The following is a 13,338-nucleotide window of genomic DNA, read 5'->3' as shown; positions in this document are numbered from 1 at the left end:
CTAATCAGTTAGAAAATTTTGGCGCGTGGGGATTTTATGGCAGGCAAGTATTTCGAGGAATTTCGCGTCGGCGACGTGTTTCATCATCAGCCCGGCCGCACCGTCACTGAAACCGACAATCTGCTCTTCTCGGCCTTGACCTTGAATCCGCAACCGCTGCATCTCGACGCCGAGTTCTCCAAGAACACCGAATTCGGTCAGCGCCTGGTCAACAGCATCTTCACGCTTGGCCTCGTCGTCGGGCTTTCGGTCGGCGAGCTCACCCTGGGCACCACTGTCGGCAATCTCGGTTTCGACAAAACCGAGTTCCCCAAGCCGGTCTTTATCGGCGATACCATCACGGCGGAAACCGAAGTGATCGAGGTGCGCGAGAGCAAATCGCGGCCGCAATGGGGCATCGTGATTTTCGAGCATCGCGGCGTCAACCAGCGCAGCGAGACCGTGGTCAAGGCGCGGCGCACCGCGATGATGCTTCGCAAACCCGCTTGAATTTATCGAGCCGATCACGCGACGAAGCCGACCGCGTGCGCGGTCGGCTGCTCTTGCGACGACCCATCATGAGCGCGATAATTCGCTCTCCGGTGGACGCATAGCTCAGCCCGGTTAGAGCACTTGCCTCACATGCAAGGGGTCCCAGGTTCAAGTCCTGGTGCGTCCACCAAATTCTTAAATAAATTCGAGGGCTAACTGCACAGCAGATTACCAGTTCGGTAACCTACTGTGTCAGTCATGGGTCAGTCCGGCTAGCTCCTTATGCCCGTTCAACGATTGCAGCGCACAGATCGGGTGCGCGCCGATACTATTTCCAACCTAGCGTCGTCGGGGCGGAGCTAATGACGCTGCTGACCGCGGCAAATTCATCGCTGCCTTGAGATAGCGATAATCTAACGGCGGGCGAGGGCGGTGCGGATGTCGGCGGCCACCGTTTCCGCTTTGATGTCGGGGCCGTGATACTGATGCAGTTGCCAGCCGTCGCGCCCGATCAGATAGAGCTCGAAGACGTGGGCCATCTCGTCGTCGGCGGCGCCGTGCGGCACACCGTAGAGATTAAGTACATGAGCGACGTCGTCGGGCTTGCCGGTGAGGAAAACCCAGCCCGCGCCTTCTGCGCCTTGCGCTTTGGCATAGGCGGCCAATTGCGCCGGATGGTCTTCCTTCGGATCGGTGGTCACGGCCACCATCGTGACTTTCGTATTGAATGCGGGTTCGAGCTCCTGTGCGATCGCTTTCATCCGCGCGGTCATCAACTCGCAGGGGCCCTGGCAATCGGTATGGATGAAGCCGACCAGGACAGGTTTACCGCTCAGCGCGGCGAGGCTAGTTGGATGGCCCGACTGGTCAATCAGGGGAATGTTGGGCAGGCGGTTGATCTGGGCAAACGTTGAGCCAACCGGCGCCTCACTATTGACGGCCCAAACCATCGAATGGGTGAGCGCTCCGAGTGCGAGTGCGGCGATTACCAGTGCGACGGACCATCGAAGCTTGCGAATTAAATTGTGCATATACGTAACCAAATCGAATACTACTTTCTGAATACTACAGATTTCTTTTCGTGCTCTCTGCGGCGATGTGATCCGCCTGGCGGATAGCCAGTGTGACGATAGTAAGCGTCGGATTTTCCCCGGCGCTGGTCGTAAACTGGCTGCCGTCGGAGATAAACAGATTCTTGTGATCGTGCGTCTGACCCCACTTGTTGCAGACGCCATCGTCCGGCTTTTCACTCATCCGCGCTGTGCCGAGATTGTGGGTTGAGGGGTAGGGCGGCACCGCGATGGTCTCGACGGCGCCAACCGCGTCGTAGATCGCGGCGCCCTGCTTGTAGGCATAGGTGCGCATCGCGAGGTCGTTCGGATGATCGTCGTAATGGACGTTCGGAATCGGCAGTCCGAATTGATCCTTCTCGCTCGGATGGAGCGTCACGGCGTTGGTTGCCTGCGGCATATCTTCGCCGACAATCCACATCCCGGCCATATTGTTGAAGCGTTCGAGCTGGCGCGCATAATCGCGGCCCCATGCGCCGGGATTCAGAAAAGCCGCGGCGAAGGGTAAGCCAAGTGAGATAGTCTCAAACTCGAAGCCGCCCGCGAAGCCCCGCTTGGGATTGAGGCCGGCTTCGTCCTGAATGATCCCGGCCATCACCGTGCCGCGATACATATGCACCGGGTCTTTGAAAATCCCATAGACCGATCCGGTGGTGTGGCGCATGTAGTTCTTGCCGACCTGACCCGATGAGTTAGCCAAACCGTTCGCGAACTGTGACGAATGAGAATTGAGCAGGAGCCGCGCGGTCTCGATCGAGTTGCAGGCGACGCAGACGATCCGCGCCTTTTGTACATTCTGCCGGCCGGTCTTATCGGCATAGAGTACGCCCGAAGCTTTGCCGCTCGCATCCGTCAGGATTTGCAGCGCCTGCGACTGCGGCCGTAGGTCGAGCTTGCCGGTGGCCTCGGCTTTCGGAATCTCAGTATAGAGCGTTGACCATTTCGCGCCGGACTTACAACCCTGAAAACAAAATCCCAGTTGCCAACACGACGAGCGATCGTCGCGCGGACGGCTGTTTATCGCCATCCGCCCGGTATGGACGGTCTTGTACCCGACTTTGGTTGCGCCGTTGTACATTACCTTGAAGTTATTGTTGCCGGGCAGCCCAGGAATGTCGTTGGTCCGCGTCACGCCCATCTTGTTTTCGGCGCGCGCGTAGTAAGGCTCGAGCTCGGCGAGGGTAATCGGCCAGTCCAGCAGGTTGGCGCCGGACACGCCTGAATAGATCGTCCTGGTCTTGAACTCGTGCTCCTGCAGGCGCAACGAGGCGCCCGCCCAATGGGTGGTCGTGCCGCCCACGGTCTTGCAGGTCCAGGCCGGCAGGTTGGGAAAGTCCTTCGCGATCCGCCAACTGCCGGAGGTCGTGCGCTTGTCGAGCCAGGCGAGCTGGTTGAAAGCCGCCCACTCGTCATTGTGAAAGGTCGCCGAGGACTGACGCTTGCCGGCTTCGAGCAGGACAACCTTGAAGCCCTTCCGGCAGAGTTCGTTAGCAAGCGTGCCTCCGCCTGCACCCGAGCCGATAATGACGACGACTGAGTCGTCCTTGAGATCGTATTTCGCCACGTCGCGTCCCTGTTGTGCTCGCTAGGCTGGTTTGGGGCTGGCAAATTCCGGCGGGTCGGGTAGCCAGTTCAGATCGTTGAACCCATGATGGATATAGCCGCCGAACGGATATGACGCGCCCGGATAACCGAACTGCTTCCAGACCGCATGATTGTTGTAGAGCGAGACGACTTCCGTACTGTGTACTTTTTGAAAGAAGGGCGAATCCTGAATCTGCTTGAGCGCCGCCACCTGCTCGTCAGGCGTCATCGCGATGAATTGCTTTGAGCCCGCGCCGTCGAGCTGCGCAACCCCGTCATGGAGGATTTTCGCGGTCGCCGGCGTCTTGGCGGCCTCTGCGTCGAGATCCTCAACGGTCGGCTGATAGGCCGCGTCGGCGAGGTGATCGTGCGGAAAGATCTGACGCGCCACGTGGAGGATCGTGGTGGCCTCGTGCTCATTGAGCACAGTCAGCTTGCCTGCCGCCGCGTCAGCGGCGTAGCCCACTACCGCCGCTCCGGTTGAAGCCGCGGCCGCGGCGCCCGCCGTAACGATCGCGCTCTTTTTCAGAAACTCGCGTCGATTCATCTCTTCACCGTATCCGGCTTTGCTGTGGCTATTTACCGAGTTCGCGCACGTGCGCGACCAATGCATTCACAACATCGGGTTCATCTTCGAGGTCAGGATTCGCGGCCATCTGATTACTCAGTCCGACGGCGCTTCCACCATACACGATAGCCTTGGCGATCTGAGCGTCCGAGACCGACTTCTGCCAGTTCAGATTGTGAAAATTGATCGGTTTGGGCTTGAGCGCGGCGGCCCCGGGACCGTCGCCACGGCCCTCGGCGCCATGACACGCGGAGCAGCGCTCGTCGAAGATCTGCGCCGCTTGATCACGCGCGGCAGGGCTGGCTCCAGTCGCGCCGACAGCCTGGCCACGTGCGGGCCGCGCCAGGGCCATTAAGGCGATAACGATGAAAGTGGGGCCGCAAAGACTCGCGCGCACAGGCATGATCGTTATCAGCAAATCGTCCGGCGCCGCGGGTCAGGGAATCAGGACGGCGCGACCCTTGACGGCGCCATTCTTGAGATCGTGCAAGGCGGAATTCGCCGCGCTCAGCTTGTATTCCCTGGTCGCGAGATTGACGAGGCCGCGATCAGCCAGCGCCATCAGTTCGACCAGATCGGGATAGGTGCCGACCAGGTTCCCCACGATGGTTTTCTCGGTGACGATCATTTCCATCGTAGCGATTTCGACTTTGCCGCCGTAGCCAACGATGTAGTAATAGCCCGCGTTGCGCGTCATCGCGAGGCCGTTGGCGACGGCGGCGCCTTCGCCGACGAAATCGAGGACGGCCTCGGCGCCATTGCGGTTGGTTAGTGCGAGGACGACCTCGACCTCGTTGCCGTCGGCGATGACCGTGTGGTCGGCGCCGGATTCCATGGCCAGATTGAGCGCAAGTTCGGAGCGATCAACCACAATGATCCTGGCGGCGCAGAGTGCTTTCAGCGCCTGAATGCCGATATGGCCGAGGCCGCCCGCGCCAATCACGACCGCGGACTCGCCCGGCAGCAGATGGCGCGCGGCCTTTTTCGCGACGTGGTAGGCGGTCAAGCCGGCATCGGCGTAGGGTGCGACGTCCTTCGGCGCGAGGGTTTTGGGTAGTTTGATCAGCGCGCGCTCGGCGGTCTTGAGCAGTTCGGCATAGCCGCCGTTGGAATCGATACCGGGAAACGCGCCGCCAGCATGCATATCATTGCCGCGCCGTCCCGCGAGCGTTTCGCCCTTGCTGAGCAGCGGATGGCAGATGACCGGGTCGCCAACCTTGACGCTCTCAACCGAGTTGCCGACGGCTTCGACCCAACCGGCATTCTCATGCCCCATGATGTAAGGAAGAGCGACCGGCACGCGGTCGCGCCACAGCCCCTCGATAATGTGAAGGTCGGTGCGGCAGACGCCCGCGCCACCGATGCGGACGATGACGTCAGTGGGGGCCTGAATGCGTGGTTCCGGCACTTCCTGCAAGGTTACGAATTCGGTCCGGCTGAGGGTCGTATCGTAGCCGTTCAGGACCGCCGCCTTCATGATTGCTTAACCTCAGATCAGCGCGTCAGGGTAGATACTGCGGGCGGAATTCCGTCGGTATCAGGATCGATTTCAGATTGATCATGTCGCCGTGGCCTTGGCTGTCGGTAAAGCCGACGAGCCCGGCGATCAGTTGTTGCGGGTCATGCAACGGGATCAGGCGTTCCTGATCGAAGATCGGAGCGCTCATGGTTAAAGTGACTTTGCGCGTCTCGCCGGGAGCGATGGGACCGTCCGGGTCCACTTTCAGAGCATTCACGTAATCGGCCGGTCCGGCGACGGTCAGTTCCTCCTGTCCGCCATTAACGAACGACGCCATCGCGATAACGTAACGCTTGAGCGTAATGGGATTAGCGCTGATGTTTTTCACTTCTGCGTTGATCACTAGCGTATCGGTGTGATCGTCGAAGGTCGCGCCGCTCGAATGCAGTTTGGCCATGTGCACGTCGGGCGTCAGCGAGACCGGCTCGAAGCGATCGGTCTGCTGGGGCAAGCGCACGGGATATTTCACCGCCATCCGGACCCAGCCGACGACCAGCATCACGATCGTGAGGCCGGCCAGCAAATCCATCCAGAAATGATCGCGCGGCGTGATGAGGCCGATGTCCGGCGCGTCGTCGTTGACCGGAAGCTGCGACGTAACCGCTAGCCGGGTAACGGTGCGCTTCGGCACCGTCCAGTAAACCATCCAGGCCATCCCGATGACGAAACTGGCGAAAGACCACCACCAGACGAATTGGCCGCCGAGATGCTCCAGGTCAACGGTCTTGCCCGAAAGCAGCGTGACCGGCAATGCAAAGGGCTTGCCGCTGGGCTCGACCGTCACCCACTCGCCTGGGCCAATCAGCGTACCGGTGCCTTGGATGGCGATCCCCGGATGAACGTGCCAGTGGCCCGGATCACGACCGAGCATCGTCATGCTGTATTCGTAAGTCCCGCCCTTCTCGACGAGAATCGAGCCGAAGTCAGGGTCGCCATTGACGATGCGATCGGTCAGGGCAAAGACCGGTCCGGGCACAACCGGGGTGATGTACGCAGTGTGCGGCGGGTCGAGCGTGTAGGGCCAGGTATCGAGCACGGTCAGTTTGCCGGTAATCGTCACTGGCTCGCCGACTTTAACCGAGGTTGGGGAGATATGGACGTCGTAAAAGGCAACCGTGAGATCCTTGAGGAAAGGCTCGTCGGCCGCCTCGCCATGCGCAAAGGCGACGCGCGGAAGGCTTGCGAGGGCGAAGATGGCGAGCCACAGGATTGATGCGTAACGCGAATGTCTCACGCTGACCCCTTAAGTGAATTCTGGCGGCAGACAGATTCGCCGGACTTTCCCGCAGCCCCTCTTAAAATAGAGCGGGAGAGAGTAGTTTCTGACCCGCAGCCTCTAAGCCCCCAGCGAATTTACCCGCAGCGCCTATCGGCCGCGTTCGGATGCGCGGGTGGTCGATTTACGCCCGTCGTTCTCGCCGCGGCGCGGCCATAAAGTAATCAGGTAGTAGCAGGCGAGGCCGATCGCGATCGCAGTGCCGACCGGCGGGCCCATCTCGTCCGGCCCAGCCATGCCGCCGTGGGCGTGGGCAACGCCGGCGGCGAGCGGAATCCAAGTTGCGACGATAACGAGACTGCGCAGCATTCTATTTTTGGTGAACATCGAAATTGTCCTTGAGAATCGTCCTAGAAATTGTGCTCCAAAATTGTCCCCGAACTTGCGCTCAAACCTGGCCTAACCAGCGAACTCTATAATCGTGACCGTGCTCAATAAGTCTTGATGTATTTGCCGATGGGCCAGACCGCGAGGTAGCGCCCGATAAGCTGTCCGACCCAATAACCGAGCATCGCGAGCGAGCCCCCAAAGACCAGCGAGACATACTGAGTCTCGCCGAGGAAGCTGCGCAGGGCGCCGCGCTCGATATGACGCATGTACTCGGGGGTCTGCGAGCGGATGTAGGCGATGCCCTGCACGTCAGACACCGTCAGAACATGATGCATGAATTGCACCGGCTGAAGGTATGGGGCAAGCGGTATGTAGTTGAAGCCCCATATCATTACGGCCCAAACCGGACCGCCGATCAGCGAGGTGAGGAGGAAGCTGCGCGTCTTCATCAGCAGCCAATCGAGGATTATCGCTGCCGGAATGGTCGAGATCGGCCAGACAAAGTTGATCGGATAGGACTCGGCGATGTGCCACTGGAACCAACGCCCGATCCAGCTCGCGAGGAACAGGCAGGTGCAGGTGTAGGTCGCTCCGGTGGGGAAGCGCCAGGCCACCCACTGAATCCATTGCAGCGCCGAGGGAATGATGATCGTGGCGAAGGCGGTGACGACCGGCCACCATTGCGGGTCTTTCCAGTCAGTCCAGAAATCCCAGTCGCCGGCGAAGAGCAGTTTCGTGATGTCGGCGGCCCCGCCGACGACGAAGATAGCGGTGAGCCAGAAAACCGCGTCCCAAGTGCGATCGATCCATTGGTATTTAGCGTTAAGCAGATCGCGCAGTTCGAGCCGCTTGGCTTTTTCCGCCGCCGTCATTCCAGTGGTCGTCGTCGCCGCCATACTTTCCCTGTCTCCCCGGTCTCGCGCTGGTCGCAGTCTGATTAGTAGTAGTTCAGTCTAACGGCCGCCGGCAGCCGCGGTTTGCGCCGGAATCTCGACGGTGCGCGCCTCTTTTTCGATGCCGAACAACCGGATGATAGTCTCGCCCCAGACTGCGAACATCCCGCTGGCGAGCCATCCGTACGTCACGAATGGCCAATGAAAAGGCACCGAGAAAAACTCTTCGGAGAGCCACAGGCTGTGACCCCATTCGTTGAAGGCGACCTGCACGGTCTCGAGCACGGCGGCGGTGATGAGAAGAAAGAATGACCACGGAAAGCCCTTCTTCCAAGCATAAAGCGCGGGGATCCGATAGGTACCGTAGAGGTAGGCGCCGAGGGCAAGAATGATCGAGAGCGGGAAGAAGAAGTAGAACATCGGGATGTGAGTCGGCGTCAGTGCGGTATCGCGCACCATGGTCTGATGCCAGGCGCCGTCCCATTCAGGCCAGAAGCTCGCCTCGATGTATAACGAGAGGCTGGTTGCGCCAATGATACCCCAGAGCACGGCGATGCGCCGGACTTCCTCGGCCGGGGCAATCGGCTGGCCCTCGAGGGCGCGTCCGGTGCGCATCAGCCATCCGTACCAGACGCCGGTAAGGGCGCCGAGCGACAGGAGCTCGCCCCAGAAGAGCGCGCGGTAGTGCGTCGTGAAGGCGTGAGTGCTGGAATCGAGGCCGACGGTCAGGGCGAATTTGTAATCCCAGATCCATAGAAACAGATTGCACGCGAGCAAAGCGGCGCAGCCGATGAACAGCGTTCGCCAGCCGCCCATCCAGTCGGTCGGCGCGCGACCCGCAAGCCGGCTAACTTCGGCAACGGAACCTTTGATTGCCATGGCAGTCTCTCCTCAACCCGGATATTCCTTCAACGGTTATAGCTGATTCCGTCCGGGCGTCAACCATCGGCCTAGGTTCTCGGGATACTTGGCGTCGGGGCGGATTGCGCGGTGTGCGCCGTTCGTATAACCTTCGGTTAACTTCATCTATGGCCCGGACTTATTACGGCGCAGTTTGCGCCGCCTTCACTCCGAAAAATCACCCAGCCCTGACGCCGCATCCCGGCTGACCAACCAAAAGGATTCGCTTGTCGTTCACTGCTTTTACCCTTTCGCCCGAACTCAATCGCTCAATTCGCGACCGCGGCCATTCGGTGGCCACCCCGATTCAGACCGGCGCCATTCCGCTGATCCAGAGCGGCGTCGATGTGATTGCTACCGCCGAGACCGGCAGTGGCAAGACCGCCGCGTTCCTGATCCCTCTTATCGATCGAATGCATCGCGAGGGCGCCCGACCGGCCTCGATGCTGGTGATCGAACCGACCCGCGAGCTGGCTGCTCAGGTTGGCCGCGAGTTCCAAATCCTCGCACGCCATACCGGTATGCGCGCCGCAGTGATAGTCGGCGGCGAATCGATGCGCCGTCAGATCGACGAAATCCACGCCGGCGCACAGGTCCTGATTGCCTGTCCGGGGCGGCTGCTTGACCATCTCGAGCGCGGCTACGTCAAGCTCAACCATCTGACTGCAGTGGTGATCGACGAGGCTGACCGGCTGCTCGACATGGGCTTTATGCCGCAGGTACGGAAAATCATGAAGCTGGCGCCGGCCAAGCGCCAGACCCTGATGTTCTCGGCGACGATGGGGACGGAAGCGAGCGGAATTGCGCGCGAGTTCCTGCATCAGCCGCAACGGGTGAATATCGGCGACAAGGCGGCGCCGCCGGCGGCGATCGTACAGACGCTGTGCACGGTAGCGCAGGCGGACAAGCAGGCGCTTCTATTCGCGCTTCTGCGGCGTCCCGAAGTCGAGAGCGCGATTGTCTTCGCGCGCACGAAGAGCCGCACTGATCGGGTGGCGGCGGCGCTCAAGCGCAGCGGCGCCAAGGCGATCGCGATTCACGGCGATCTATCGCAGAGCCAGCGCACGGCAGCCCTCGCGGGCTTCCGGCGGCGGGCGTATCGGATCCTGGTGGCGACGGATGTGGCCGCGCGCGGTCTCGATATTCCGGGAGTCTCGCACATTATCAACTACGATCTGCCCGACGAGCCCGAGAATTATATCCATCGGATCGGGCGGACGGCGCGCGCCGGCCGCGAGGGCCATGCGATCAGTCTGGTTACTCCCGAGGAGCGCCTGTCGCTGGGGCGGATCGAGCGCACGCTCGGAATCACGCTCGAACGGGAGATCGTCGAGGGCTTCACGCAGCCTGAGATCACCGCGCCCAAGCCGGTGGTGTTGTTTCGTTCGGGCCATGGGCGCTCGACGAGAAACCGTCCGCGCTCGCGCTGGGCGTAAGTCGCGGCGCCGCGGACTGACTGCGGCTTTCTAGATCGGGCGCTGCGCGAGTTCGATGTAGTTGCCGTCAGGATCGCGCACGAAAGCCGCCCGCGCCACATCGCCGAAATTAGCCGGCGCGACGCCGACATTGGCGCCCGCCGCGGTCAGAGCCGCAAAGGCCGCGTCGCAGTTCTTGACCTGCAGGGTCACGTAGCGAATCCCGAGCGCGGCCATCGATTTGACGACGTCGAGCAGGTTCGCCATCGGCGCCGGCTTGGTCTGACGCGCGAGCGGATGTCGGAAAGTAGCAAAAATGGTTTCACCGATCTGATAGCGATGGTTCCCAAGCAGCTTGGCTTCAACGGCTTTGGAATAAAATTCATCGAACAGATCAACGTCACTAACCCCTAGCCTGACGCCGATCTGCTGAGTGATGCCGGGATGACCGCGCGGCACGAGCTCGATCGTATTGCCGTCCGGGTCATTAATCGCCTCCGGTTGAGAAACGCCGTCAGTGGCTATTACCAGCGTCTCGTAGCCGCCCGGATGACGGCGCGGCAGCGGCTCGCGCGACTCCATCAGCTTGATGATCGAACCGTTGGCGATATAGCGATGCTGCGTGAAGCCGCCGCCGACCGGCAATACCGATTCGAATTGCAGGCCGAGGTTGTCGCCATAGAAGGCCTTCATCGCGTCGATTCTTTGGGTGAAAATACCGACGTCCACCTGGGGCCGATTGAATTCCATCGTTGTTAGCTCCTCGAGGGCGCTGGGAATTGAAGACCTGATCTAGTCAATCTGCGGTCCGCTCGTCAAATCGGGCTTATGCCGGCTGGCGTCAGTTTGAACGCGGAAGCGCTTTTCTGTAATTGTGCCGCGAGACTGCTCGCGCTCCCGAGGAACCATAGTGGATTTTGAACTTTCTCCCAAGGTCAAAGACTTTCAGCGGCAAGTCACCGCCTTTATGCACGAGAATGTCTACCCGATCGAGAAGGCGGTCGAGGAAGAGATGAACACGCACGGCAAGGAGCATCTCGAGCCCGAGAGCCTCAAGGCGGTGCGGCGCAAGGCCAAGTCTGCCGGCTTGTGGAATCTCTTCATGCCCGACGAGGAGCATGGACGCGGCCTCAAAGTGGCCGAATACGCGCCGCTCTCAGAGATCATGGGCCGCAGCCCAATCGGCTCGCGCGCCTTCAACTGCCAGGCCCCCGATACCGGCAACATGGAGGTCCTCGCGGACTTCGGCACAGCTGAGCAAAAGAAACGATGGCTCGCGCCCTGCCTCGAAGGCGAGATGCGCACCTGCTTCTCGATGACCGAACCGGAGACGCCGGGCTCGGACCCGACCCATCTGGCGACGCGGGCGACGCGCGCGGGCGACTACTACAGTATCAACGGGCATAAGTGGTTCACCTCGGGGGCGATCGGCGCGGGCTTCGCGATCGCGATGGTCGTCACCGACCCCAACGCGGAAGCGCACAAGCGCGCCAGCATGATGATCGTGCCGACCGACACACCGGGATTTAACCTGGTGCGGCCGGTCTCGGTGATGGGTCATGCGGGGGGCGGTGGTCACTGCGAGATCCTCTATCAGGATTGCAAGGTGCCGGTGACCAATCTGCTCGGGCGCGAAGGCGACGGCTTTGCGATCGCGCAGGCGCGGCTGGGCCCGGGGCGGATTCATCACTGCATGCGCAATATCGGAGTCGCCGAACGCGCGCTCGAACTGATGTGCAAACGCGCCAACACCCGCTTCACTCACGGCAGCCTGCTGGCCGACAAGGCTAACGTCCAGCAATGGATCGCCGATTCGCGGATCGAGATCGATTCGACCCGCCTGGCCGTGATGCAGGCGGCGTGGAAGATCGACACCGCGGGCAAGCGCGAGGCGCGGCAGGAGATCGCGATGATTAAGGTGCAGGCGGCGAACATGGTGATGAGCGTGCTCGACCGCGCGATCCAGTTGCACGGCGCGCTTGGCGTCAGCGACGACACGCCGATCGCGCGCTTTTGGCGCGAGAATCGTGCGATGCGGATCGTCGACGGTCCCGACGAGGTCCATCGGATGCAGATCGCGCGGCGCGAATGCCGCAAGTGGAAGTGAGTCGCAGCGGGCGGCCTTGATCCGGCAGTTCACCTGGCGCTATCTGCTTCAAGCATGGCAGACCACGTAGAAGACTTGACTCAGCCGCTTCCCGAATTTGGCGAAGTGCGCGAAGAAGAGCAGCTCGATTGGCGCCGGCTGGTGGACTACCTGCGGGAGCATCGGGTGCCCGGCGCCGAGCAGCCGCTGGTGGTGAAGCAGTTTCACGGCGGCCACTCGAACCTCACCTATCTGTTACGCTTCGGCGACGATCGCGAAGGGGTCGTTCAGGAATGGGTTGTGCGCCGCCCGCCCTTCGGACCGCTGCCGCCCGGCGGTCACGACATGGCGCGCGAGTATCGCGTGCTGTCGCGGCTGTGGGAGGGCTTCAAACAGGCGCCGCGCGCGATTCTCTTCTCCGACGATGTGTCGATTATCGGCGCGCCATTCTTCGTGATGCAGCGCAAGGCCGGCTTTACGATGCCGAATCGCCATCCGCTGGACCCCGCGATCAAGACCGATCCGGCGACCTGCCGCGCGATGTCCGAGGGCTTTATCGACGCGCTGGCCGATCTCCACGCGGTGGATTACGAGCAGCTCGGGCTCGCCGGACTGGGCCGTCCCGACGGTTTCCTCAAGCGCCAGATCGCGGGTTGGATGGATCGCTGGGAAAAGGCCAAGACCGAAGAGATGCCGTTGATGAACCGGCTCGGCGCGTGGTTCCTCGATAACCTGCCGACAGCGCAGAAGCCGGTCCTGATGCACAACGACTTCTATCTGCACAATGTGATGTTCGCGCCCGATAATTCAGGCGCGGTGGTCGGCGTCTTTGATTGGGAGATGTCCACGCTGGGCGACCCGCTGATCGATTTGGGGGTCGCGTTGAATTATTGGCGCGACGCCGATGACCCGGCCGATCTCATCGCGCTCAGCGAGGGCCATGCGCATACGACGCTGCCCGGATTTATGACTCGAGATGAGCTGGTCGAGCGCTATGGGCAGCGCTCAGGCCGCGACGTGCGCGACGCTCCGTACTATCGCGCGTTTGGGCTGTGGAAGACCGCGACCGTCGTCCAGCAGATTTATGTGCGCTTCGTGCGCGGCCAGACCCACGATCCGCGCTTCGGCCGGATGGGTATCCAGCCTCCGATCCTCGCGCGCACGGCCGCCGAAATCGTGGCCAAGCTCGGCTTCGGGCACTAGCGGAGCGAGGGGGCGGCGGAGTC

General features: G+C 61.4%; 14 protein-coding genes and 1 tRNA gene. 5 read left to right on the top strand and 10 right to left on the bottom strand.

Annotated elements, in window-relative coordinates:
• Nucleotides 1-36 precede the first annotated feature (36 nt).
• Nucleotides 37-489 (top strand): MaoC family dehydratase, encoded by a 453-nt coding sequence (locus tag VKS22_01750; GenBank protein HLW69322.1) that lies wholly within the window; start codon nucleotides 37-39, stop codon nucleotides 487-489.
• Nucleotides 490-583: 94 nt separating this feature from the next.
• Nucleotides 584-661, top strand: a tRNA-Val gene (locus VKS22_01745).
• Nucleotides 662-884: 223 nt separating this feature from the next.
• Here VKS22_01745 and VKS22_01740 read toward each other — a convergent pair.
• The 9 genes from VKS22_01740 to VKS22_01700 all read right to left on the bottom strand — a co-directional run bounded on the left by VKS22_01740 (nucleotide 885) and on the right by VKS22_01700 (nucleotide 8,590).
• A complete protein-coding gene (locus tag VKS22_01740; protein ID HLW69321.1) occupies nucleotides 885-1,502 on the bottom strand; it encodes an SCO family protein in 618 nt (205 codons plus the stop codon).
• Between the two features lie 34 nt (nucleotides 1,503-1,536).
• The gene (locus VKS22_01735; GenBank protein ID HLW69320.1) at nucleotides 1,537-3,105 is read right to left on the bottom strand and encodes a GMC family oxidoreductase; all 1,569 of its coding nucleotides are present in this window, start codon (nucleotides 3,103-3,105) and stop codon (nucleotides 1,537-1,539) included.
• 21 nt (nucleotides 3,106-3,126) lie between these two features.
• Complete coding sequence (locus VKS22_01730; GenBank protein ID HLW69319.1) at nucleotides 3,127-3,672, bottom strand: hypothetical protein; 546 nt, start codon at nucleotides 3,670-3,672, stop codon at nucleotides 3,127-3,129.
• A gap of 28 nt (nucleotides 3,673-3,700) precedes the next feature.
• Nucleotides 3,701-4,096 carry a c-type cytochrome gene (locus VKS22_01725; GenBank protein HLW69318.1) on the bottom strand — a complete coding sequence of 132 codons (396 nt, stop codon included), beginning with the start codon at nucleotides 4,094-4,096 and terminating at the stop codon, nucleotides 3,701-3,703.
• A gap of 33 nt (nucleotides 4,097-4,129) precedes the next feature.
• Nucleotides 4,130-5,170: an NAD(P)-dependent alcohol dehydrogenase gene (locus tag VKS22_01720; GenBank protein ID HLW69317.1), complete on the bottom strand. Its 1,041-nt coding sequence runs from the start codon at nucleotides 5,168-5,170 to the stop codon at nucleotides 4,130-4,132.
• Nucleotides 5,171-5,195: 25 nt separating this feature from the next.
• Nucleotides 5,196-6,446 (bottom strand): methane monooxygenase/ammonia monooxygenase subunit B, encoded by a 1,251-nt coding sequence (locus tag VKS22_01715; protein HLW69316.1) that lies wholly within the window; start codon nucleotides 6,444-6,446, stop codon nucleotides 5,196-5,198.
• A gap of 132 nt (nucleotides 6,447-6,578) precedes the next feature.
• Nucleotides 6,579-6,815, bottom strand: coding sequence for a hypothetical protein (locus tag VKS22_01710; protein HLW69315.1), 237 nt, complete (start codon nucleotides 6,813-6,815; stop codon nucleotides 6,579-6,581).
• A gap of 104 nt (nucleotides 6,816-6,919) precedes the next feature.
• A complete protein-coding gene (locus VKS22_01705) occupies nucleotides 6,920-7,714 on the bottom strand; it encodes a methane monooxygenase/ammonia monooxygenase subunit A (protein ID HLW69314.1) in 795 nt (264 codons plus the stop codon).
• A 57-nt stretch (nucleotides 7,715-7,771) separates the two neighbouring features.
• Nucleotides 7,772-8,590 carry a methane monooxygenase/ammonia monooxygenase subunit C gene (locus tag VKS22_01700; GenBank protein ID HLW69313.1) on the bottom strand — a complete coding sequence of 273 codons (819 nt, stop codon included), beginning with the start codon at nucleotides 8,588-8,590 and terminating at the stop codon, nucleotides 7,772-7,774.
• A gap of 248 nt (nucleotides 8,591-8,838) precedes the next feature.
• Between VKS22_01700 and VKS22_01695 the strand changes: the two genes are divergently transcribed.
• Nucleotides 8,839-10,047 (top strand): DEAD/DEAH box helicase, encoded by a 1,209-nt coding sequence (locus tag VKS22_01695; protein ID HLW69312.1) that lies wholly within the window; start codon nucleotides 8,839-8,841, stop codon nucleotides 10,045-10,047.
• Nucleotides 10,048-10,077: 30 nt separating this feature from the next.
• Here the strand turns inward: VKS22_01695 and VKS22_01690 are convergent, their stop codons facing one another.
• The gene (locus tag VKS22_01690; protein HLW69311.1) at nucleotides 10,078-10,776 is read right to left on the bottom strand and encodes a VOC family protein; all 699 of its coding nucleotides are present in this window, start codon (nucleotides 10,774-10,776) and stop codon (nucleotides 10,078-10,080) included.
• Nucleotides 10,777-10,936: 160 nt separating this feature from the next.
• On the opposite strand from VKS22_01690, the gene VKS22_01685 reads away from it, so the two are divergent.
• Together VKS22_01685 and VKS22_01680 are read left to right on the top strand one after the other, a co-directional pair.
• Complete coding sequence (locus VKS22_01685; protein ID HLW69310.1) at nucleotides 10,937-12,133, top strand: acyl-CoA dehydrogenase family protein; 1,197 nt, start codon at nucleotides 10,937-10,939, stop codon at nucleotides 12,131-12,133.
• A 54-nt stretch (nucleotides 12,134-12,187) separates the two neighbouring features.
• Nucleotides 12,188-13,315, top strand: a complete 1,128-nt coding sequence (locus VKS22_01680; GenBank protein HLW69309.1) for a phosphotransferase family protein — start codon at nucleotides 12,188-12,190, stop codon at nucleotides 13,313-13,315.
• Nucleotides 13,316-13,338 lie beyond the last annotated feature (23 nt).

It is taken from the genome of Candidatus Binataceae bacterium, assembly GCA_035308025.1.
In the GTDB taxonomy this organism is placed as follows: domain Bacteria; phylum Desulfobacterota; class Binatia; order Binatales; family Binataceae; genus JAJPHI01.
Note: the sequence above shows the minus strand (reverse complement) of the source record. Positions and strands in the feature narration are given on the sequence as shown.